At 64.7% G+C, this 22,368-nt stretch carries 21 protein-coding genes and 1 pseudogene; 10 read left to right on the top strand and 12 right to left on the bottom strand.

Annotated elements, in window-relative coordinates:
* The first annotated feature begins 55 nt into the window (after positions 1-55).
* A complete protein-coding gene (locus C481_RS03995) occupies positions 56-412 on the top strand; it encodes a hypothetical protein (RefSeq protein ID WP_006107695.1) in 357 nt (118 codons plus the stop codon).
* 18 nt (positions 413-430) lie between these two features.
* Here C481_RS03995 and C481_RS23045 read toward each other — a convergent pair whose 3' ends face one another.
* Together C481_RS23045 and C481_RS03985 are read right to left on the bottom strand one after the other, a co-directional pair.
* Positions 431-1,438 (bottom strand): fumarylacetoacetate hydrolase family protein, encoded by a 1,008-nt coding sequence (locus C481_RS23045; protein WP_049904420.1) that lies wholly within the window; start codon positions 1,436-1,438, stop codon positions 431-433.
* Between the two features lie 168 nt (positions 1,439-1,606).
* A pseudogene (locus C481_RS03985) lies at positions 1,607-2,413 on the bottom strand (cyclase family protein); the annotation flags it as partial.
* A 173-nt stretch (positions 2,414-2,586) separates the two neighbouring features.
* On the opposite strand from C481_RS03985, the gene C481_RS03980 reads away from it, so the two are divergent.
* Entirely contained in the window at positions 2,587-3,672 is a 1,086-nt protein-coding gene (locus C481_RS03980) for a geranylgeranyl reductase family protein (protein WP_006107691.1), read from the top strand.
* Positions 3,673-3,678: 6 nt separating this feature from the next.
* Here C481_RS03980 and C481_RS03975 read toward each other — a convergent pair whose 3' ends face one another.
* Positions 3,679-4,374 (bottom strand): hypothetical protein, encoded by a 696-nt coding sequence (locus tag C481_RS03975; RefSeq protein ID WP_006107689.1) that lies wholly within the window; start codon positions 4,372-4,374, stop codon positions 3,679-3,681.
* A gap of 123 nt (positions 4,375-4,497) precedes the next feature.
* Between C481_RS03975 and C481_RS03970 the strand changes: the two genes are divergently transcribed.
* Positions 4,498-5,994, top strand: a complete 1,497-nt coding sequence (locus C481_RS03970) for an MATE family efflux transporter (RefSeq protein ID WP_049904417.1) — start codon at positions 4,498-4,500, stop codon at positions 5,992-5,994.
* A 53-nt stretch (positions 5,995-6,047) separates the two neighbouring features.
* On the opposite strand, the gene C481_RS03965 is transcribed toward C481_RS03970, so the two are convergent.
* From C481_RS03965 to C481_RS03950, 4 genes are all read right to left on the bottom strand, one after another.
* Positions 6,048-7,478 carry an FAD-binding oxidoreductase gene (locus C481_RS03965; RefSeq protein WP_006107687.1) on the bottom strand — a complete coding sequence of 477 codons (1,431 nt, stop codon included), beginning with the start codon at positions 7,476-7,478 and terminating at the stop codon, positions 6,048-6,050.
* 112 nt (positions 7,479-7,590) lie between these two features.
* A complete protein-coding gene (locus C481_RS03960; RefSeq protein ID WP_049904419.1) occupies positions 7,591-7,974 on the bottom strand; it encodes a hypothetical protein in 384 nt (127 codons plus the stop codon).
* A 167-nt stretch (positions 7,975-8,141) separates the two neighbouring features.
* Complete coding sequence (ygfZ, locus tag C481_RS03955) at positions 8,142-9,290, bottom strand: CAF17-like 4Fe-4S cluster assembly/insertion protein YgfZ (protein ID WP_006107685.1); 1,149 nt, start codon at positions 9,288-9,290, stop codon at positions 8,142-8,144.
* 66 nt (positions 9,291-9,356) lie between these two features.
* Positions 9,357-9,656, bottom strand: coding sequence for a DUF6432 family protein (locus tag C481_RS03950; protein WP_006107684.1), 300 nt, complete (start codon positions 9,654-9,656; stop codon positions 9,357-9,359).
* 191 nt (positions 9,657-9,847) lie between these two features.
* Between C481_RS03950 and C481_RS22095 the strand changes: the two genes are divergently transcribed.
* From C481_RS22095 to C481_RS03935, 3 genes are all read left to right on the top strand, one after another.
* Positions 9,848-10,996 carry a DUF7093 family protein gene (locus C481_RS22095; RefSeq protein WP_006107682.1) on the top strand — a complete coding sequence of 383 codons (1,149 nt, stop codon included), beginning with the start codon at positions 9,848-9,850 and terminating at the stop codon, positions 10,994-10,996.
* 168 nt (positions 10,997-11,164) lie between these two features.
* A complete protein-coding gene (locus C481_RS03940) occupies positions 11,165-11,548 on the top strand; it encodes a DUF5611 family protein (RefSeq protein ID WP_006107681.1) in 384 nt (127 codons plus the stop codon).
* Between the two features lie 162 nt (positions 11,549-11,710).
* Positions 11,711-11,899 (top strand): hypothetical protein, encoded by a 189-nt coding sequence (locus C481_RS03935; protein WP_006107679.1) that lies wholly within the window; start codon positions 11,711-11,713, stop codon positions 11,897-11,899.
* A gap of 48 nt (positions 11,900-11,947) precedes the next feature.
* Here the strand turns inward: C481_RS03935 and C481_RS03930 are convergent, their stop codons facing one another.
* Together C481_RS03930 and C481_RS03925 are read right to left on the bottom strand one after the other, a co-directional pair.
* Entirely contained in the window at positions 11,948-13,279 is a 1,332-nt protein-coding gene (locus C481_RS03930; RefSeq protein WP_006107677.1) for a dicarboxylate/amino acid:cation symporter, read from the bottom strand.
* A 124-nt stretch (positions 13,280-13,403) separates the two neighbouring features.
* Positions 13,404-14,942, bottom strand: a complete 1,539-nt coding sequence (locus C481_RS03925; protein WP_006107674.1) for a heme-binding protein — start codon at positions 14,940-14,942, stop codon at positions 13,404-13,406.
* A gap of 100 nt (positions 14,943-15,042) precedes the next feature.
* Here C481_RS03925 and C481_RS03920 point away from each other — a divergent pair, with 100 nt between their 5' ends.
* Positions 15,043-15,567, top strand: coding sequence for a PadR family transcriptional regulator (locus tag C481_RS03920; protein ID WP_006107671.1), 525 nt, complete (start codon positions 15,043-15,045; stop codon positions 15,565-15,567).
* A 105-nt stretch (positions 15,568-15,672) separates the two neighbouring features.
* On the opposite strand, the gene C481_RS03915 is transcribed toward C481_RS03920, so the two are convergent.
* The 3 genes from C481_RS03915 to pyrH all read right to left on the bottom strand — a co-directional run bounded on the left by C481_RS03915 (position 15,673) and on the right by pyrH (position 20,158).
* The gene (locus C481_RS03915; protein ID WP_006107670.1) at positions 15,673-17,514 is read right to left on the bottom strand and encodes a site-2 protease family protein; all 1,842 of its coding nucleotides are present in this window, start codon (positions 17,512-17,514) and stop codon (positions 15,673-15,675) included.
* A 171-nt stretch (positions 17,515-17,685) separates the two neighbouring features.
* On the bottom strand, positions 17,686-19,437 hold the full coding sequence (gene lysS / locus C481_RS03910; protein WP_006107668.1) for a lysine--tRNA ligase: 1,752 nt from the start codon (positions 19,435-19,437) through the stop codon (positions 17,686-17,688).
* Positions 19,430-20,158: a UMP kinase gene (pyrH, locus tag C481_RS03905; RefSeq protein WP_006107667.1), complete on the bottom strand. Its 729-nt coding sequence runs from the start codon at positions 20,156-20,158 to the stop codon at positions 19,430-19,432. The genes lysS and pyrH overlap by 8 nt, the downstream gene beginning before the upstream one ends.
* 132 nt (positions 20,159-20,290) lie before the next feature.
* Between pyrH and C481_RS03900 the strand changes: the two genes are divergently transcribed.
* The 3 genes from C481_RS03900 to C481_RS03890 all read left to right on the top strand — a co-directional run.
* The gene (locus tag C481_RS03900; protein ID WP_006107665.1) at positions 20,291-21,130 is read left to right on the top strand and encodes a molybdopterin synthase; all 840 of its coding nucleotides are present in this window, start codon (positions 20,291-20,293) and stop codon (positions 21,128-21,130) included.
* A gap of 254 nt (positions 21,131-21,384) precedes the next feature.
* On the top strand, positions 21,385-21,624 hold the full coding sequence (locus C481_RS03895) for a DUF7123 family protein (RefSeq protein ID WP_006107664.1): 240 nt from the start codon (positions 21,385-21,387) through the stop codon (positions 21,622-21,624).
* Positions 21,625-21,799: 175 nt separating this feature from the next.
* Positions 21,800-22,368: site-2 protease family protein (locus C481_RS03890; RefSeq protein ID WP_006107663.1), on the top strand; the 569-nt coding region annotated here is incomplete at its 3' end.

The raw sequence follows: 22,368 nt of genomic DNA, 5'->3' as shown, positions 1-22,368 counted from the left end.
ATCGCAGTTCGCAGCGATCCAGAAAACGTATTACCTGACGGACGTGTTCCCCACTATGAGAAGGGCGATCAGTGTCGCGCTCGGGATCGGGCTGGCAATCGGCGGGTCGTTATACGTCGTGTTCGATTCGAACCTATTCCTGATCGCCGCCGTCGTCGCACTATACACCGGGTGGGGCTACTTCGCCGTGCGGTATCGCCGATTACTACTGCGCGAGTTCCCGCAGTTCGATCGGTCGATGGATCGACTCGGCTATGCGATCGGGCTATTCGGTGTCAGTATCGGACCCGTCGCGTTCAGCCAGCAGTTTACCGCGAGCGATATCAGTATCACCTTCTTCATTGGCTATCTCGGCGTTGTCGGCTTTTTATCCACCTCAACCGCTGCGGGCAGCGATAGCGAAGCACGCTGAGAACGGAGAAACGCGTGGCTACGTGACGACCGTGTGCTCGAGCACGCCGATCCCCTCGATTTCGAGTGCAACGGTATCGCCGTCTTCGAGCCACCGCCCGAGTTCAAGTCCGCAGCCTTCGCCGACGGTGCCGCCGCCGATGACATCGCCGGGGAAGAGCGTCTCCGATTGGGAGACGTGTTCGACGATGTCGGCGAAAGAGTGGTACATTTCGTCGATAGCGCCGTCGGACCACACCTCGCCGTCGACGCGAGCGGTCATCGGGGCCTCGAGCACGTCGATGTCGGCTGCGGGGACGAGGTAGGGGCCGAGACCGTTCGCGAAGTCCTTGCCCTTCGCGGGGCCGAGCCGTCCCGTCATCTCCTCACCCTGGATATCGCGGGCGCTGAAGTCGTTGAAGATCGTGTAGCCGGCGATGTACTCTGCGGCATCCTCGGCAGGGATGTCCCGCCCTCGCTTTCCGATCACCGCCGCAATTTCGAGTTCGTAATCCATAATCCGCGAGTAGTCGGGCCACCGAACGGACTCGCCGGGACGGACAACGCTGTCCGGGTTGCCCTTGTAGAAAACCGGCATGTCGTACCAGACGTCGGGGACGTCGCCGTCCATGCTGTTCCGGACGTGTTCCTCGATGGCCATGCAGTCTCGCAGCGAGTTCGGTCGCGGTAGCGGCGCGAGCAGGGTGTACTCGCCGGGGTCATACTGGAGTGTTGCGCCGCCGGGGCCGCGCGTGACGCCGGTTTCAGCGGCGAACTCGAGTGCCGCTCGCGCATCGGCGATGGCTTGATCGCCGCGTTCGAGGAAGGCGACCATTGCGGGCGGGACGCGTGTGCGTGCACGGTCTGCGGGCGCTTGTTCGCCCTCGGACTCGAGGAGCGCGCCGTAGGCGGCGGTGAGGTCGACGAGCGGTTCCGCTCCGGCGGTCGACTGTTCGCCTTTGCTCTCGGCGGCGTCGGCATTGGCGACGGCACCGAGCCGCTCGACGGGACCGACAGCAGTCGGAACTTCGAAGGTGGCGAGCTTCATTCGTCGCCCACCTCGAGTTCGGTCGCCGCGGATTCGTCCGTCAGAGCGTCGTCCTCGACCATGGCGACCGGGCGCACCCAGCCCGCGCTGCCGTTCTCGATCGAGATCGGAAACGCGACGAGCGGAATATCNTACCTCGAGTTCGGTCGCCGCGGATTCGTCCGTCAGAGCGTCGTCCTCGACCATGGCGACCGGGCGCACCCAGCCCGCGCTGCCGTTCTCGATCGAGATCGGAAACGCGACGAGCGGAATATCGGTTCGCCGCGGGAGGGCATCGAGATTCGCCATCTTCTCGATCTGGCAGTACTCGAGTTCGCGACCCGCAACGTGTGCGGGCCAGAGTTCGTCTTCGTCGCCCGAGTGCGCGTAGCGCTCGGCCATCGCCGAGAAGGGTTTATCGAGCCCGTAGGCGTCCGTGCCGATCACGCGGATTCCGCGCTCGACGAGGTATTCGATCCCCGCGGCGCTCATGCCGGGGAACTGGGTGAGGTACTCGGGGCTGCCCCAGCGTTCATCCGCGCCGGTCTGGAGCAGGACGATTTCGCCCGGCGAGAGGTCGTGGTCCAGTTCGGCGAGTGCGGCGTCGATATCGTCGACGGAAATCTCGCTGCCCGGGTCTTTCCACCGGAAATCGAGGACGACTGCGGTGCCGCGACACCACTCCAGCGGGATTTCATCGATCGTCTTCGCCGGTTCGCCGTCGATTTCGGGACCGTAGTGGGCGGGTGCGTCGAGGTGCGTTCCGGCGTGGGGGATCACGGTGAGGTCCTCCCAGGCCAGCCCCTGGCCGTCGGGAAAGTCGCTCGCTTCGATGTCGTAGCCCTGGGCCCGCAGCGTCGCGGCGAGCCGTCTCGCCCCTTCCTCGTGGTCGAACGCGTCGATTTGCGGTGGGGTCGGCTCGCTCGGAACGCCGTCCTCGAGCCCGATGCTCAGATCGATCAGCGTGCCGTCGGTGCCCGGTATCGCGTCGTGCATAGATCGGGAGACCATACCAAGACACATAACAGCACGCGACTGTTTTACAGACCAGTTCGAGAGAGAGAGAGAGAGAGAGAGAGAGGGCGGCGACCCCGCCTGTGGAGGCGGCTCTCACCAGCTAGTGCAGCCGTTCGACAGGCTATTTACCGACAGCCGTGAACGTGACGGACATGTACGATTTCGTCGTGGTGGGCGTCGGCCCCGCCGGCGCGCGGTTCGCCCGGCGGGCCGCCGAGAAGGGCTTTGACGTACTCGCGCTCGAACAGGGAACGATCGGGGTGCCACTCGCCTGTTCCGGACACGTCAGTACCGACATCTGGGACTTTACCGGTCCCGGTGCACGCGAAGAACTCTTTCAGAACGAAATCTACGGCGCGCGATTCCACGTCGGCGGTCCACACAGCGACGCCTACCCCTTCTACATGCGGGACGTCGCCTCGAACGTCATCGACCGCGTCGGCCTCGACCGCCACCTCGCCGAACTCGCACGCGAGGCCGGCGCGGACGTTCGCGAAGAACACACCGTCACCGACGTTCGCGAGCGCCGCGACCGCGTCGAGATCGTCGCTAGCGGCCCCGACGGCACCGTCACCCACGAAGCCAAGATGGTCGCCGGCTGCGACGGCCCCCGCTCGCGTGTGCGAGGTGAACTCGGGCTTCCGGAACCCGACGAGTTCCTTCACGGCGTGCTCGCCTTTTCCGACGAGGCGGACGAGCGGGATTTCGTCGACGTACACCTCACGCCGCCCACGTTCTTCGCCTGGCGCATTCCGCGGGGCGACGCCGGCGTCGAGTACGGGCTAGCAGCGCCGCCGGGCGTGCAGGTGACGAAGCACTTCGAGGAGTTGATCGACGGCTACGAGATCGACGTGTCACACCGCTGTTCGGGTGCGATCCCGATCGGGCCGGCGGATCGCGTGACGAGTCGGCGGGGCTTTCTCATCGGCGATGCGGCCGCGCAGACGAAACCGTTCACCGGCGGGGGCATCCTCTACGGCATGACGAGCGCCGACCACGCCGCCCGCGAGATCGATCCCGATCGGCCGACGACGCTTCCAGCCTACGAGCGCGCCTGGCGCGAGGATCTGGAACGCGAACAGCGATTGGGACACTGGATTCGCCGGGCGTACTCGTTTCCGGAACCCGTCCAGCGCGTCGGCCTTGGCGCGCTCTCCGGCGAAATCGGCGTCCACATGGACCGGCCGACCTCGCTGGCCTCGGTCGAGCACCTGAAGGCGTTGCTTTCCTGGCGCTGAGTGCGGTCAGTACCGCGTTGTATCGTCGTAATTGTCGTAATCATTGTACTCATCGTAATCGTCGTCGGTGCCGTACGTCGCGCCGTCTCGTCCGCGGCGCTTGCGACGACTGCGACGGCCGCCACGCTGCGTCGAACCGTCATCGATCACCGCCATCGCGATCGTCCCGATACCGATACTCGAGATCACGAACGCGACGATGGTGCCGAGGACGGGAACGAACCCGGTGACCCCGGAGACGACGACCGCGACGGCGATCACCACCGACCAGCGCTCGGAGGCGAGTCGGCCGACGGCGAGGTAGCCGAGTTCGCCGCCGACGAGCGCCACGATGGCAAAGACCAGCGCCAGCGGAATGACGACGAGAATCCCGATCACCGTAATCGCCAACATGATAACCGCACCGATAAAGACGATCAGGGTAAGGAAGCCGTAGCCGAACGCGGCCCCCGGTCGGTCGATGGCGGTATCGGTCAACTCCCGCGTCCGCTCGGGTGCCAGCGCGACCAACAGCCCGCCGACGACGAGCGTGGTCAGCGCGCTCCCGATGGCGCTGGTGAACAACGACCCGATCACGGGCTCCGTACCGACGGGAGCGCCGTTCGGATCGGACTGGGCGAGAACCGGTACCGTCGTACCCAACAGGAGGAATATCGCCGCGAGTGTGAACTCGGCAAGCGAGCGAGCGGAGGGCAAGCGCATACAGCAATACTGCGATGTTCCGGTGATAAATCCATTCATTCTGTCATTTCGATGGATCCGGGAGACGGACCCGCGAGATGGTAAACGACAGACCGAAGGAACCGGTCCCGAAACGGACACGCGATGACAGGGCGAGTGACCGGCGTCGTGGCGTTCGTCGCGAGCCTCTTCGAGCGTCTCGGCATCATCGACGCCGAGCGATTTCGCCCGACGATGGAACTAGCGTGGCCGCGGATTATCACCGGCTTTGCGATCATGTCCAAGCAGACGGCCGACTTGGCCATGGTCGGTACCGCCGTCGGCACCGCCGGAACTGCAGGGCTGGCGTATGCACTCGCCTACTGGGAACTCGTGACGATGCTCGGCCTTGGCCTCGCGGGCGGCACCGTCTCGCTCGTCTCGCAGAACTACGGCGGCGAGGCGACCGAGCGCGCGTCGCTCGTCGTCACCCAGAGCGTCCTGCTCGCCGTCGTCCTTGCCCTTCCGGTCGTAGCCGTCTTTCTCGCGTTCCCGAACGCGTTGATCGAACTCCTCGGCTCGAAAGCGGCACCGATCGATCACGGACGGACCTACCTCGTGTTCGTCGCGCCGGCGGCGCTGTTCGAGCTCTGCAACCTCGTCGCCAGTCGCACCTACACCGGCGTCGGCGACACGTTCACGGAAATGGTCGCACGCGCCGGCGGGGCAGTTCTCAACGTCCTCCTGAGCGGCCTGTTGATCTTCGGCTTCGGACTGGGCGTCGCCGGCGCGGCGATCGGGACGACGCTCTCGACCGGGTTCGTCACGGTCGTCCTCGCGTGGGGGATGACCGGCCGCTCGTACGGCTGGCTCGGCATGGCGCCGAGTCCCGTCCCTATCACCGCAGACGGACCGTGGGTCGATCGCGAACTCGTCCGCGAACTGATCGAGATTTCGACGCCCGAAATCGGCCGCCGGCTCGCGGCCGGCGCCGTCGTCTTCCCGCTGCTGTGGATCGCCGCTACCTTCGGGCCGGTCGTCGTCACGGCCCTCGAAGTCGGTCGGCGCGTCCGCGGCCTGATCAACAGCGTCAACTGGGGACTCTCGCTCGCGGCGAGTTCACTCGTCGGCCAGCACCTCGGATCGGGCGAGGAGGGGGAAGCGGCCGCCTACGGAACGGCGATTATTCGGCTCTCGGTCGTCCTCTACGCCGGGATCGCGGCGCTGGTGATCGTCCTCTCGGAACCGATCGCGGTTCCGTTCGTCTCCGAGTCGAGCGAGGTGCCGGCGGCAGCGGCGTTCGTCACCGTCGGTGCGGTGAGCTCGATCGGGTTCGGACTCGACGGCGCGGCCGCGGGCGTCCTCCTGGGAGCGGGCGATACGCGCCTGCCGTTTCTCGCCTCGCTGGCTGGGCGCTACCTGTTCGCGATACCGGCCGCGTTGCTCGGTCCGGTCACGCCGCTTGGCATCGCGGCGCTGTATCTCGCACTCCTGCTCGAGACGTACGTGCCGGGCGGGATCAACTACTGGCTGGTCAGGCGCGGCCGATGGAAGGCCGTGAGCCGCCGCTACCGACCGTCGGCGACCGGGTCCGAAACCGAGGTCGGGGCCGAGGCCGAAAAAGAGACCGAGCACGGGAGTGAGGCCGAAACCGAGAGCTGAACTCGGTCCGCCGGCGGTTACTCGCGCCGCCTCGTCACGCTACGGAACCGCCGTCAGTCGTCGGCTCGCTCCGAGAGCGCCTCGTTTCCGACGAACAGATTCTCCGGATCGAAGGTCGCCTTCAATTCGCCGAGACGCGCGGCGTTCTCCCCGTAGAGCAGCGTCCCGGGATCCTCGTTCAGTCCCGGAAAATTGCCGTACCGGCCCGCGCCGACCGACAGTGCCTGCACATCGGCGATAGCCTCGCGTGCCCACGTCACGTTCGCGTCGTCGTCCGCGGGGTCCTCCCAGTTCGCCTCGACGGCGAACATGTACGGCTTGTCTCGGTGCCAGAACGCGGTCGCGTCCTGCGGCACCTCGCCGACCGCACCGCCCAGGTGCCAAAGATCGACCGTCGAGAGTTCGGACGGCGCGGATTCGTTGTACCGGACCATGACATCGACGAGTTCGTCGGTGACCCCCGTCACGTAGATCGACTTCCAGTAGTACCGAAGCCCGTCGGGGTAGTCTTCGTCGAGCATCGACTGCAGGTCGGTAAACGCCATCGGCCCGCTGAAGTCGACGATCGGCGTCAGCCCCGTTCGGAGCGGCTCAAAAACGGACTCGGCGTCCGCGAGGTCGCCGCGGAACGACCCGAGGAACGCGACCGCGGTCTCGCCCCACGCCGACTCGGGAAACTCCTCGAGTTCAGGGACGTGTGCGGCGACCGCGAGAGCGCCTGCGGTCCGCGGGGCGGTCTCGGTCCATTCCCGGAACCGATCCGCAGCCCGGTGTGCCTCGTCGCCACGGAACCAGGCGAAGAACGCGTACACGTCGGGACCGACCTCGTGGAGGTCGAACTCGAAGGACGTGACGACGCCGAACGCGCCCCCACCGCCGCGAACGCCCCAGAACAGGTCTTCGTTCCGGGCCGCACTCGCCGTGCGAACTCGTCCGTCTGCGGTGACGATGTCGACGCTGACCAGATTATCGAGCGCCAGTCCGTACTGGCGGCTGAGATGGCCGTAGCCGCCGTTGAGTGTCAGTCCCGCCACGCCGGTCTGCGAAACGGCACCGAGCGGCGTCGCGAGACCGAACAGTTGGGTTTCCCGATCGACGTCACCGAGCGTCGCGCCGCCTTCGACGCGGACCGTCCCCGCCTCGCGGTCGACGCGAACGCCGTTCATCGCCGAGAGATCGACGACGAGCCCGCCATCGACGACGGCCGCGCCGGAAACGTTGTGGCCGCCGCCGCGAATCCCGACGCTGAACTCGTGCTCGCGGGCGAAGTTCACTGCCGCAACGACGTCGGCGACGCCCGAACAGCGGGCGATGATCGCGGGATACTTGTCGATCATGCCGTTCCAGAGCCGGCGGGCGTCGTCGTACGGTGGATCCGACGGGAGCACGATCTCGCCCGAAAATTCCGCTTTGAACGAGCGAACGGTATCGCTCGGGAGGCGAGCGAGTGATCTCTCACCAGGTGTATCGGTAGCAGTTGCCATGTGACGGCGTACGCTCCCGGCGAAGATAACTGAGTCGCTATTCCCACGCATACCCGACTGTCTCGGGATATGACGGCCGTTTTAGCCGGTATCGATCCGACAGTTCGCCGGTTTACGCCGTGCCGACGACGCCGCAGGTAATTGACCCTGGATCAACCAGTTCCACGCCGTCGACGGCATCGGTCGGCAGCAACAGGACGGTGTCGTCAGGTAACGACTCCTCGACGCGAATCGGATGGCCGAGCGCGTCCTCGAGTTCAGCGACGGACGAGTCAGCCCCGGTAGCGTCGGTTGGGAGGACGAAGACGAGTTCGGCCGGCCGGTCGTGGTCGGTTTCGGCCATCTCGAGCAGTGCGGACAGCGCGTCGGCGTCGAGCGATTCGAGCGAGCGGATGGTCACGCGCTCGGTGTCGGAGCCGGGTGCGTCGGCCGACTGCGTGCGAACGCGGTCCGCCAGTTCCGCGAAATCGGTGTCGTCGAAGTCGGATTCGGTCATAGTCGACCGTGCACTCTCGCCGCCCTTGAGAATGGTCCCGGCCAGTTCCGGTTCCGGTTTCGGTTTCGGTTCTGATTCTCGTTTGGGTTCCGAGTCCGAGTCCGAGTCCAAGTCCGGTTTTACTCCTGTTCCGGGTCCGACCCGCCATCGACGCCACCGAACCGCGATTACGGATACACCGGCAATCGGGCGGAGTCGTCCGATCCGTCGACGAACGGCAGTTCGGTCCGCACTGCCGGCACCTCTTCGCCATCGACACGGACGGTGACCGCATCGGTTTCGAGACCGAACTCGACGAACGCGAGCGCGATCGGTGACTCGAGAATCGGGCTGACGCCCGCCCGCGTAATCTCGCCGACGGAGGCATCGCCGTCGAAGACGGCCGCACCGGATTCGGGGACGAGTTCGGTCGCCGGTTCGGCCGCACCGGATTCGGGGACGAGTTCGGTCGCCGGTTCGGCCGCCCCTTCGAGCGTCAGCCCGACCAGTCGCCGACTCGGCTGTCCCTGATTTTCGACCCGCGAAACGACTTCCTGACCGACGTAACAGCCCTTCTCGAAGTCGAGGGCGGTGCGCAGGCCGAGCACGTTCGGGATCGTCCCCTCGAGTTCGGTTTCGAACAGCGGGGTGCCGGCCTCGAGACAGAGGCTGTCCCAGGTTCGATACCCGAACGGGGCGGCGTTCATGCCCTGATTCAACAGCGTGTCGTAGACCGCCTCGGCGTCGGCGGCGGCGCAGACGACCTCGTAACTCTCCTCGCCCGTCAGCGCGTCCGTTCGGATGACGGTGACGCCCTCGTCGCCCATCGTGCCGCGGACGAACGAAAAGCGTTCGTCGGGCGAGGCGGCACCGTTTAAGACGCTCGCGACTTTCTCGGTCGCCTTCGGGCCGTGGATACCGAAGATTGCGAACTCGTCGGTCGCGACGTCGATCTCGACGTCCTGAATAAAGACCTTCTCGGACCAGTCGGCGGCGAGGTCCGCGGCGGTTCCGGGCGGCGTAAAGAGCAGGAGTCGCTCGCCGGCGTTGTAGACGTAGAGTTCGATCTCGATGCCGCCCTGTGGGTCGAGGACGAGCGCGTAACAGCCCCGGCCGTCGGTTGCGGGAACGCGGTTCGAGACGACGTTGTCGACATACTCGCGGCGGTCGTCGCCGGTGACGACGATGACGTCGGAGGCGAGTTCGAGCAGTCCGACGCCGTTGCGAACCGCGCGATGGGTTCGTGCCGGGCGTCCGAAGTTCTCGACGATCGTTCGGCCGCCCCGCTCGCCGAACGTCGCTCCGTGATCCTCGTGAACGGACGAAATAAGGCTCATACGTTCGGACAGGGGCCAGATCCCCACAGGCGTTTCGATTCGAATGTCCGAACGGGGCAGTTCGGGTCAGAACGGAAAGCGGTCCCGGAGCCAGTCGCCGATGGATTGGTCGTCGTCCGCCGTCGTCGGCTCGTCGGGAACGACGCGCTCGTCCGGTTTGATTAGCGCCTCGCTCCCGCTCGCTTCGACGACGATCAGGTCGTCGTCTTTCAACGTCGCGAGTGCGTCCTCCAGGTCGTCGATTTCGACTTCGACGGCGGCCCGGAGTTCGAGGACGGACATCCCGTCATCGGTGCGGTCGACGAGCGCGTCGAGGACCGCAACCTCCGTCCGTTCCCGGTTTCGGTACTCCGGCTTTGCTCTCATCGGTGTCCGGTGCTAGCTTCGACGACCTGGGATTTGACGTTTGTTGTTACGGCCGACGGTGACGACGAGTACGGGTTTCCGAGCGTGTCCGTTCGAGAGCAGTCCCGAGAGCCATCAGCGCCGTCACATGACACGGAACGGGACGGTTCAGGCGGTACGTTTTTTATGGCCAGGCTCGGTACGATGGGACAATGGTCCTGCGATGTTCGCTGCTCGGGCACGACTACGGCGAGTCCGAAGTCGACCGCGAGCGCGAAGAACGGGGCAGTGAGGTCGTCGTCACCGTCCAGGAGTACGAGGAGTGTGTTCGCTGCGGTGACAGACACGTCATCAGTGAGAACACCGAGGTGACGAGTCTCTCGGCAGCACGGGCAGCCGATCCCGACGCTCGGAGCGAGCCGAACGAGACTGAGGCGACGGACCAAGAACTGCCTCTCGAGAGCGATACCGACACTGGCACAGACACGAAGACCGAGACATCCGCATCGACAACCCCCCAGCGGGAACACACTGGGCAGGACGGGTCGGTTCACGACCAGGACACCAATCCGGCGTCCGACTCGATTACCGATGACGCGACGATTATCGACGCCGACGCCGACGCCGATCCGGATCCCGATGCGACTGCGGGCAGCGAGGCGGAGTCCGAGCCAACGATCGACGCGAATGCAGACAGTGACAGCGTCGAACGTCCCGACGGCGAGGATACCGACAGTTCGCGAGACGTCCCGACCGACGAGAACGGCGAGCCGATTACCGACGACGGCGAGATTCTCGAAGACGACCCCGAACCCGAACGCAACCGGGACAGGGAACACGGCGAGTGGCCCGACTCCGAGGACGTCGGCCCGCCCGTCGATGACGACCCGAACCGCGGCGAGTGGCCCGACGCAGACGACTACGAGACGGACCCGACCGAGGACGATGCCGTCGTCCTCGAACACGATTCAACCGCGTACGAAGACCAGTCGGCAGTTGACGCCAGAACGGTAACGGCAGATCCCGCCGGCAGTGACGCACAGTTCAGCGCCGGCGAGACGGACTCAGGTGCCGGTGCGAACACCGTTACCGGCGAGGCCAGTACCGGCCGGTCCGGTGAGGCCCCCACGAGCAGTCCGAGTTCAAGCGCCGACACCGGTACTGGCACCGGTATCGAACGCGTCAGCGACGCCCCCGCACCCGGCGACTCGAGCCACCCAACGGAGGACGTTCCCACCGAGTTCTACTGTCCGCGCTGTGACTTCGTCACCACGGGCGACCGCGGCTCGCTTCGCACCGGCGACATCTGTCCGGAGTGTCGAAAGGGATACCTCGGCGAGCGGGCACAGCATAGCGAGTGACGGACTGTCTGGCGAGTGACCGTTCGATCGCTCAGCGCTGACGGGTGCAGCCAAATCGGTTTTGCCGCCCTCCATTTCTCCGACCGCAATCGTCCTCGCAGAACCTGTTGAACACCGACAACATCGAGTATGAAAAGAGGTAAACACTCCGCCGTGTATCTCCAATCCATGAAGGAGTACAAGATGCGTCGCGGTGAATATCTCGAAGAGCGAATTCCTGACATGAAGGCGACAGTCGAGGACTACTTCGGCCCGATTACGGAGACCCAGGAGTTCAAGGGCAGCGACCTCTACGTCATCGGCGAACCCGACAATCCCGTCTTCGAGAAAATCGTCGCCGGCACCGTCGAATACTCCGGCAAGAAGGACAAGCTCGGCGTCGAGTTCCACGAACGCGATCCGACCGAACTCGGACCGGACGAACTCGAGGCCGCCGGCGAGGCCGTCGATGCGAAAAACGACTTCCTGCTCGAGGCAACTGGCCGCGACGCAAAGGCCCGCCGCGATTCGTTGAAGCGGTCGGTCGAAGACGATCCGGACCACGATTTCTAAGCGTTCTCAAGCAGTTTGTCCGCGGCTTGGACAATCGGTACTCGGTTCGAGACGTTCAGCAAGTGGCTCGGCCCGGGATTGAGATGCCTGCAAAGGGGACGCGGAACGGTCTGGAACCGATGTTCCGAAACGGCTATTGGACACACGTCGAATACGCCACTAATGGATCTCGCTGCGTTCGGACTCGCGACACTGACCGCACACGTCGGGTTTGCAGTATTCGTAACCGCCCACGCGTTCCTGACGGATCGCGCGGCGGGTAACTGGCCCTACATCACGCTCGGCCTCGGAATCGCTGGAGTCGCGGGCTACTTCTTCTACGACCGGTCGCCGGCAGCAGGCTCGAACTGAACTCGCTACGACTCCCGCTGTACGTGGGCCGCGGGTAGTCCGTGCGTCTCAATCCATCGTCACGCCGCGCGTTTCACCGCCATCACCACCGGGATCGCCATCAGCCCAGACGCCCTCGCTGAACTCGATCGAGTTCGTCCACTTGCCGACGACGGAGGAGACGGCGAGGTCGCCGGTGACGTTGTTCATAGTCGCGATCCGTCCCAGGATCGGGTCGACGCCGGCGACGAAACCGACGATCTCCAGGGGGAGTCCAACTGCGTTCAGGATGACGGTGAGCATGATCAGCCCTGCGCCCGGAATGCCGGCAGTCCCGATGCTAATGACGATCACCGTAAAGAGGATCATGACCTGCTCACCGAGGCCCAGCGAGACGCCGACCAGGTTCGCCGCGAAGACCGCCGTGACGGCCTGTCGAATCGCCGCGCCGTCCATGTTGATCGTCGCGCCGAGCGGGAGCCCGAACCCGTAGACCGATTCGTCGATCCGCAGGTTCTCCTCGGCGTCCGTGATCGTCACCGGCAGCGTCCCGCTCGAGGAGCGGATCGTAAACGCCGTCACCATCGCGTCCTTCGCGCCGGCGAGAAACGCGAGCGGCGACTGACCCAGAACGCCCACGGTCAGCAAACCGAGATAGGTGACGGTCATGTGCACCGCGACGCCGACCGCGATGACCGCGACGAGCGACGCCAGCTGGAGGAGCGCGTCGGACCCGCCCGAGCCGATCGCCGAGGCCATCAGCGCGAAGACGCCGATCACGCCGTACTCCATCACGCCCCAGACGATCTTGAACAGCGCCTGCGTGCCGGCCTCGACGAACGCGAAGAAGCCGTCGATCGCATCACTCACCGTGTCGTCGGTCGTTTCCGCCCGCACCATCGTCAGCGCGAGTCCGAAGACGATGACGAAGAAGATCGTCGCCAGAATCTCGCCGTTGGCCATCGCCGACAGCGGGTTGTCGGGGACGATGCCGAGTACCACCTCGGTCACCGTCGGCGGGTCGGCCGAGTTCGCCTCCCCGCCGGTGAACTCGACCGCGTGACCGGGATCGAACAGGTTCGCGACCGCGAGCCCGATGACGGCCGCAACCGTCGTCGTCACGATATACATCCCGACGGTCAATCCGCCGACTCTCCCGAGTTTCGACGGCGTCAGCTTGCGCATCCCGCCCAGCAGCGTAAAGACGATGATCGGGATGATCAGCATCTCGAGCAACTGCAGAAAGAGTTCACCGAGCGGCTCGAGAAGCGTCGCCCGCTCGCCGAAGCCCACCCCGACGAGCGACCCCAGAACGAACGCGACCGCGATTCGATAGATGATCGGTATCGACCGATACGAACGCCAGATACGTCGTCCAAGCGACGAGTTCGTCTCGCTCATTGACCGGTGTTAGAGCGGCGTCGATCAACCGATGACGGTTCCGGAGAGTCTGACCGACGCCTGTGATAGCCGGTTCGAGGGAAATACCGGCGGTCGAGCCGGAAAGAAGGGGTGAAACGGTCGATCAGGCCAAAAAGACGTGTCGCGGACGGTCAGCGAGAATGTCACGACCGAACTCGACGGCGTCCGCGAAGGCGTCGCTGCGGAAGAACTGCATGGCGTCCTCGCGGGAATCCCAGCGGCTGGCGATGAACATGTCGTTTTCGTCCTCGCGGTTCGCCAGCAGATCGGTCTTGCGGTGGCCGTCCATGTCGGCAAGAATCGACTCGGCATCGTCGAACACGCCGAGGAAGTCAGAGCGGTGCTCGGGTTCGACGGTGTAGAACATCCCCATGGTTCCCCAGGAGTCGTCCTCGTCGTCGCCGGCCTGGCGGACGATGTCGGGGAGGTCGGCGAGGAAGCCGGCGGCGGTGTTTGCGGCGCGGTCGGTCTCCCAGAGGCTGACGACTGCGGTTTCGGCCGCAGAGTCGCTCTCCTGTGGCTCGTAAACCGCTGTCTTCAGGTGTGTATCGTAGTGGTCGAAGTTCGTCCGGAGTCCCTCAACCTCCTCGAACAACTCGTCGGAGTCGGCCGCGGAGTAAAGCACGACGGCGTGGACGTCCTCGCCGTGGGGTTGGCCCGCGTAGACGCCGAGTTCATCCAGTTCGCTGCGGACGCTGTCGTCGTCGCCCGTATCGCCGCTCTCATCGCCGTGTGGGCTGTCGGCGTCGTGGCCGTGGTGGCCGCCCGAGTCGCCGCCGTGGTCGCGATGGTGATCGCGGCTCTGGCCGTGTCCGTGAGACCCGTGCGAATGCCCGCCGTGCGGGTCCGTCGACTCCTGCGGGACCGGCTCCCCCGCGAGGAACGCCCGCAGGTTCGCCGGCGGGAACCGCCGCGCCGAGAGGAACCGGCCGAACTCCGCGAAGCGTGAACTCGACGGGTCGAAACGCATCTCGGTGAGCAGTTCCTTCACGTCGGTCGGATCGTCCGCGAACAGCGTCACGCCCCACTCGAAGTCGTCCAGGCCGACGCTACCCGAGATGATCTGGGTCACGCGACCGGCGTAGTCCCGACCGATGTCACCGTGAGCCGAGAGGTGCTCGGCACGCTCGTCGAACGGCAGGTCGTACCAGTTATCTTCCGGCCCGCGGCGTTTGTCCATCGGATAGAAACTGACGAACTCGCTGTCCGGGATTTCGGGTTGCAGTCTGGACTCGATGTACCGTTTGGTCCCCGTGTCCTCGATTTCGCCGTCCTCCTCGAAGTACTCCTGGGACATGTACCCCGAGACCTCGGTCACCGAGAGGTACGAATCCGCGCGCTCGGTGAACTCGGCGAGTGCGGTTTGTTCGAACCGGCGCTCGAGGGTATCGAGGTCGGCCAGCGTCGGGCGCAAGTGCAAGACAAGGAGGTCGGCCTTGTGACCGAGCACGGAGAATACCGCAGAATCACCCTCCTCGGCGTCCGCGAGTTCGGTCGCGGCGGTGAGGTAGTCGACTCCCTCCGCGAGCGCCCGCGAGCGACGGTGCTCTGGGGCGTCGCGCCAGCCGTCCCAGTCGATCGAGCGGAAGTCGTGTAAGACGTACCAGCCTTCGTCGGTCTGTGGTGGTTGCCGTCGGTCCATACGCGCAGGTTAGGACGGCGAAGCCAAGAAGGACCGGGTTTCGGGCGGACACGAGTGTGACCGAAACCCTTTACGTACGTCCGTTTAAATCACGTCCCGTATGCGGAAAAGTGGACCGCCGAAGGGACTTATCGCCTATCTCGTCCTCGAACTGCTCGAGGAGAAACCCCGGTACGGCTACGAAATTCTGAAGGAAATCCGCGAGATCAGTGGCGGCCACTGGGAACCGTCCTACGGCTCCGTGTATCCGATCCTCTATAAGTTCGAAGAGAAGGGCTGGGCCGAACGCCTCGAACGCGAGGACGAACCCGACCGCAAGTACTTCGAACTCACCGACGCCGGCGCGAGTGAACTCGAAGAGCGTCGCGAGAGCAGCACGGAGAAGGCGCGGGACTTCGCGGACGTTATCCTCGGTTTTTTCCACGTCTACGCCGCGTTCTCGACGGATGAGCGCTTCGAGATCCCCGAGAAAGAGGGGGAGTGGCAGTTCAACGAGACGTTCAGTCGGTGGGTCGTCGAACAGGTCGTTCGCCATCACGAACACTACTTCGATACCGAATTCGAGCGCCTCGATTCGACGCCCGACGAGTTCTACGAGCGCCACGGGATCGATATCGACGAGTAACTGGGTGCCGTACCGGTGCCGGGTTTTGCCCGACTGTGCTTCCGAGTTCGATTGTATTTCTATTTCTGTTTCTGTTTCCGGATTTGAATTTGAGTTCGGATCCGGTTAGCCGGAGAGCATCCCCGGCGCGAACACCATTGCGAGGAAACTCACGAGCATCGTGAGGCCGACGGAGGTCGTCACAACGCGGACCATCCCGCGGGTTGCATCGATCGGTAGACGTGAGATGATCGCTTCCGTGCTGGTTCGGAGGATGTGACCCCCGTCGAGCGGGAACGCCGGGATGCAGTTGAAGAAGCCGAGCTGGACGTTGATCCAGCCGGTCCAGAACAGCAGATTGGCCAGCATAAAGACGGTGCCATCGCCGAGAGCGCCGAGTGCGCCCTGCACCTCGTAGAAGTTCTCGATGCCGCCGGTGAAACCGGCGAAGTTGAACGGCAAGATGCCGATAACGCCGATCAGCGGTAACAAGAGCGCAAGACCGATCTTCCCGATGAACGTGTCGGTCACAGCGCCGTAGCTGCTCTCGCCGCCGCTTCCGAGGACGGCGAGGTACTCGTCGGCGGGGTACAGTTGGGCACCGAGCGTATCGTTCAGTTCGAACCCGCTGATGCCGGCCGTGCCGATGATACCGAGATACGGGTGATCGGTCTGTTGTGGGTGTTCACCGAGCGTGACGGTCGTCTCCTGGCGGTCATCGCCCGCGTACGTGACGAGCGAGAGTTCATCGCCGGGGTCGCGGTCGGAGAGCTGGGCGGTGAGATCGCTGTAATCGTAGACGCGTTCGCCGTCGACGGCAGTGATAACGACGGATTCGTCTGCCATCCCGGTCGCGCCCGCGAGCGGCTCGTCTTCGAGGACGGTAACGAGCGGTCCGATCGGGACCTCGTGGTCTGTCGTCTCGTCGCTATCCGCCGAACCGACGGTGAGCGTCGCCGTTTCGTCGTCGCCGACGGCGTCGCGGAAATCGCCCGTTGTCGCGACCGGTTCACCGTTGACGGAAACGATAGAATCACCGGCTGAGACGGGTGCTGGCCCATTGTCGACCGACGCGGTGACGAGCAGCGAGTGATCGATCGGAACCGTTCGCTCGCCGTTGAGTTCGACAGAGACCTCCTCGTCGCCGCCCTCGAGATGCGTCGAGAGGTCGGCGTTATCCGCGACCGGCTCACCGTTGATCGCGGTGATTCGATCGTTCGGTTCGATGCCGGCGTCTTCGGCCGGCGAGTTCGGCGCGACGCCGCCGACGGCAGCGCCCGGGGCGACGGCGATCGAGCCGACGATCGGGCCGAACAGGAGGGCGAACGCGAGGATCGTGATCGCGAAGTTGTTCGTCACGCCGGCGGCGAACATTCGCGTCTGCCCGCCGCGGGAAGCGTCCTTGCTGCTCTCCTGATCGGGTTCGACGAACGCGCCGACCGGCAGAACGGCGAGCATCGCGACGCCCATCGACTCGATGTCGATGTCTTCGACGCGACAGAGCAGCCCGTGTCCGCCCTCGTGGACGACGAGGCCGACGAGCAGGCCGACGACGATCCCCGGCGTGGCGGACAGCGGAAGGAAGTCGTTGACGCCGGGAATAACCAGGACGTTCCGGGGCTGCTGGACGGTTCCGGTCGGCTGGGGCGAACTCACCGCCGCGATCCCTGCGAACAGCAAGAAGCCGAACATCGCCACCATGACGACGACGGCGATGCCGATGCCGAGGTTCGCCCAGGCCCGCCAGAATCGCTTCGGACCCGCGAGCCAATCCAGGACGGCGCGGCCGCGTTTAGTGTGGAGGGTGAGGATCGGCCCCTGCGTGCCGACGAACTCGGGGAGGTACCCCGACCTCTGGAGTGCAATGATCCCGACCCAGTAGAGCAAGAGTCCCACGGCGACCCACGTGAGAACCTCCGACCCGAAGAGTTCGGGAACCGAGACAACCGCTGGCGTACCGAGATCCATCGACAGTAATTCAGCGCGGTGCTCTCAAAGGGCTTTTGTCTGTCGTCGCGTCGCGAATTCGAACCGCCGTCGTCTTCGGAAGGTGAACGCGCGAGACGAGAAGCGAAATCGAAACGGGATAGCGAGCGAGAACGGAGCAGCGAACAAGCGAGCGCAACGCGCGAACCGCGACTACCGCTCCCGGCGAAGCCGCGCAACGACGAACTCCCGATCCACCTTCGCCAGAAACGGCCCGAGCTGTGGCCCCTGCTCCTCGTCGAAAAAGAGCCGGTAGCCCGCACCGAAGAACTCGCCGACAGCCACGTCGTGGCGCTTTGCCGTCTCGTAGATCTCCCCCTGAATCTCCTCGGCACCGTGGCCCTCCTCGATGAAGTTCGCGAGCTCGGCGAGCGCCGCCTCGGTCGCCGCGTCGAACTCGTGATCGGGGATCGCCGTGCGCTTGAGTTCGTAGTCGAACTCGTTTTCGGTGCGACGCGCCCAGTTGCGCGCCCGTTCGACGCGAGCCAGAGCGTCCTCGACGGCCCACTCGGGGGCGTCGTCGGGGATGTGGCCCTCGCGGCGAGCGATTTCCTCGCGCAGGTCCGGGTCGTCGGTCATGCCGAGTACCGCGGCGAAGGTGTAGGGAAGCCGGATGCGCTCCTCGCGCGGATCCTCGACAACGAACGGGTAGACTCGCTCTGCGAACGCCCGCTCGTCCTCGGTCGCCTCCTCGACCTCGTCGAAATAGATCGCTTCGAAGCGGTCGAACTCGTCGACGAGTTGGTCGAGGCGTTCGATGCTGAAGTCCCGCGCCCGCGAGGGATCCTTCGCGAAGAAGTACCGGAGGACCTCGGGTTCGAGCAGTTCGAGCACGTCCGAGACCAGAATCACGTTCCCCTCGGAGGAGGAGAACGGCTCGCCGTCCAGGGTGAACCACTCGTAGACCATCGGGACGGGCGGTTCGATCTCGAGGACGTTGCGCGCCACGTCGTCGCCGCTTGGCCACGAGCCCTCGGCGTGGTCCTTGCCGAAGGGCTCGAAGTCGACGCCTAACACCTGCCACTGGGCGGGCCACTCGAAGCGCCAGGGCATCTTGCCCTCTCGAAGCGTGGCGGTGCCCTCGTGGCCGCAGCCCTCGATGGTGCGATCGCCGGCGTCCAGGTCGGTACACCGGTAGTCGACGGTCGGCGTCACATCGCCCGTCTCGCGGCTCGCTTCGCGCTCCGCTTGACTGTCCGAGGAGCGTCGCTCCTCGCTTCCAACGTCGACGCTCGTCACGGTCTCGGTGATCTTCCCGCAGTTCTCGCAGACGGGATTGAAGGGGACGTAGTCCTCGTTGACCTTGTCCTGGTACTCGGCGAGTATCTCCCGAGCGCGGTCCCGGTTTTCGAGGACGTGGCGAGTTACGTCGTCGAACTCGCCGTCCTCGTACAGGTCGGTCGTCGAGACCATGTCGATCGGCACGTCGACAGCGTCGGCGCTGTCCCGGATGATCTGCGAGAAGTGATCGCCGTAGGAGTCACAGCAGCCGAACGGGTCAGGGATGTCGGTGTAGGGGTGGCCGAGATTGCGCCCGAGCGCGCCGGCGTCGACCTCGCCGAGATCGACGAGTTCACCGTCGAGATTACAGAGCGTGCGCGGGAGTTTCCGAAGCGGGTCGCGGTCGTCCGCGGTGAAGACCTGTCGGACCTCGTAGCCGCGGTCGCGCAGGACTTCGGCGACGAAGTAGCCTCTCATAATCTCGTTGACGTTTCCGAGGTGTGGAACGCCGGAGGGAGAGATGCCGCCCTTGATGACGACGTCCGGGTTCTTCTCGTCATCGTCTCGGTCGGCTACGCGTTCCTCGACGCGGTCTGCGACCGTATCGGCCCAGAAGGCGTGGCGGGTCTCGTCGTCTTCGTGCTGGAGCGTGTACGGACTCCGCCCGGCGTCGTCGTCACTCATCTTCGTCCTGCGCCCAGTAGGTCGGTTCTTCGCCGGCACCGTCCGGTATCACGTCGGTGCCGTCGTGTTCGCCGTAGCGGACCGCCTTTGCGATCCGGTCCGGATCGGTGCCGTCGAGGACGATCGTGCGCATGCCAGAGCGCTCGATGATCTTCGCCGCAAGCAGGTCGACGGGCGCGGACGCGCCGGCGTTCATCTCGAGGCCGGCGATGACGTCGACGAGTTCGTCCGCGCTGAGGTCGTCGTACTTGGTCGCGTCGTCGTCCTCGTTGGGATCGGCGCTGTAGACGCCGGGGACGCTCGTGGCGTAAACCAGCAGGTCGGCGTCGATGTATTCGGCGAGGGCGGCACCGACGGCGTCGGTGGTCTGTGCGGGTGCGACCCCGCCCATGACCGAGACGTCGCCGCGACGGAGCGCCTCGCCGGCCTCTTCGTAGTCCTCCGCGGGCGCGGTGACGGCGTCCTCGCCGAGCGCGGCGATGAGCAGGCGCGCGTTGAGCCGGGTCACGTCGATGCCCAGCTGATCGAGTTCGATTTCGTTGGCCCCGAGATCGCGTGCGGCCCCGATGTACTCGCGTGCGACGCCGCCGCCCCCGACGACGGCACCGACGCGACAACCGTCCGCGACGAGGTCTTCGACGACGGCGGCGTGTTCGGCTACCCGATCAGCCCCGGGTTTGGGGACGAGCACGCTGCCGCCGATAGAGACGACCACTTTCATGCTAACCCGGTGTAACCGGGTTGCTATCTTAAGAGTTGCCAACTGCAGACCGACTGTGAGAGTCCACCAGTCGACCGGAAACGGGCGGCGACAGCTACAAAGTCTAACCGACCGATAGCGTACACAACGACGATGTACGTACTCGGAATCCTCGATGGCGGGGGCGGCGACGAGACGGTAGATAGGGTCGTCGACGGCGCTATCGATCAACTCGCGCAGGCGGGTCGCGTCGGCGTCATCCGCTACGACGCGACGATCGCGGACGGAACGCCCGGTGCGCTCACGACGGGCGGCGACGTGACCGTCGATCTCGGGGCCGACGGCGATTGGACCGCAAGCGGAACCGGCCTCTCCGTTCAGCAGGCTCTCGACCGGCTCACGCCCAACTGCGACTACGCCGTCGTCGTCGGCGTCCCCTCGCTCCGATACCCCGCCGTTGTCGTCGGCGACGATCCGATCGCGCGCGAGCACGAGCACACAACCACCGACACCCTCGCCACGATCTCCAGCGCCACTGAACTCGGCGATATCGACCTCCGCGAGCGCCTGGAGGCGACCGATCCCCACCGAACCCTCGACTCGCTCGTCGAGCGCGTCAAGCGCTCCTCCCACGCACCGCGCGCCGGCGCAATCGCGACCTTCACCGGGCGCGTCCGGCGGAAAGACGCCGACGACGACACCCCCACCCAGTACCTCGAGTTCGAGAAGTACGAGGGTGTTGCGGACGAGCGAATGGCCGCGCTCGAACGCGAACTCGAGGCTCGCGACGGCGTCTTCGCCGTCGAACTCTACCACCGAACCGGCGTCGTGGAGGACGGAGAGGACATCGTCTTCGTCGTCGTGCTCGCCGGCCACCGCGAAGAAGCGTTCCGGACCGTCGAGGACGGGATCAACCGGTTGAAAGACGAGGTCCCGCTGTTCAAAAAGGAGGTGACGCTCGAGGACGAGTTCTGGGTTCACGAGCGATCGTAATCGATTTAGTCGTTCAGTCACACATAGATTCGTATAGAACGTTTCACCAACCAAGGAAGTCGTCCAAAATGGATTAGATAGAATATAAGTCGTTAGCTGGAGTTTTAAAACGTCTAAGCTCTCGTGAGAGCCTCGTAAAACAGAACGTGAATCGAAGTGAAACGTCCGAAAGGCGCTGTCACGCTAAACGCAACCGAAATGCTGCTAACCATCCGTCCTTTATAACATAGTGCTGGTCAGAGTGGGTAGTGTCGATGAGTACGACAGCCCAACCCTCCACGGAAAGCAAAGAACACCGCCTGAAACGCTACCTTCGCGAACGTGCAGAAGACGGTGAACTCTACTTCAAAGGGAAGTTCATCGCCGACGACGTTGGTATGTCCCCGAAGGAGATCGGCGCGCTGATGGTCAAGCTCTCGGAGTCGGCAACCGACCTCGAGATCGAAAAGTGGTCCTACACCAGTGCGACCACGTGGCGCGTCGAACCCGCCTGATTCCCCAGTCACACCCGCTTGCCGCCGCGCAGTTGTCCGCCCCCATCCGCTTCGATGGTGGTTTCGGTACTCGACGTCGGTATCGAGATCAGTAATCGAAACTCCGAAATCGTGACGATAGCAATTCCTGACTAACTGCAGTCGATTTATACGAGACGGCAACGAACCTCCGGTGATGGACGACCGTGCTTCGTCCGGAATTGGCCCAGCACGCCGAGCGACAGCGACGGACGAGGCGGCGACAGACGGGCCTCCGATCAAGCGTATCGAGTCCGTATTCGCGGTCTACGAGGTACGAACCGACGGCGACTCGGTCGTCTACTACGGCGACCCGCTGGTTCAGCCGGAGCAATTGCTTCGGGAGGTGTGGCCCGTCTTTCGAGAATACGGCTACGAACCGCAGTTCGAAACGCGCCACGGGGAGCACGTCGTCGTCGCCGAACCGTCGAGCATCGGTATCGACGGGATCCCGTGGACGAACATCCTGCTGCTCGGCGCGACCGTCCTCTCGACGCTGTTTGCAGGCGCGATGTGGTATCACATCGATCCGATCGCGAACCCCGCCGAAATGTGGCGGGCGTGGCCATTCTCGCTCGCGATTCTCAGCGTACTCGGCGTCCACGAGATGGGTCACTACGTGATGAGTCGCTACCACCAGGTCGACGCCACGCTCCCGTACTTTCTCCCGGTGCCGACGCTCATCGGGACGATGGGCGCTGTGATCAAGATGAAAGGCCGGATGCC

The organism is Natrialba asiatica DSM 12278, from assembly GCF_000337555.1.
GTDB lineage: Archaea > Halobacteriota > Halobacteria > Halobacteriales > Natrialbaceae > Natrialba > Natrialba asiatica.
This window is presented reverse-complemented; position numbering and strand designations above follow the sequence as displayed.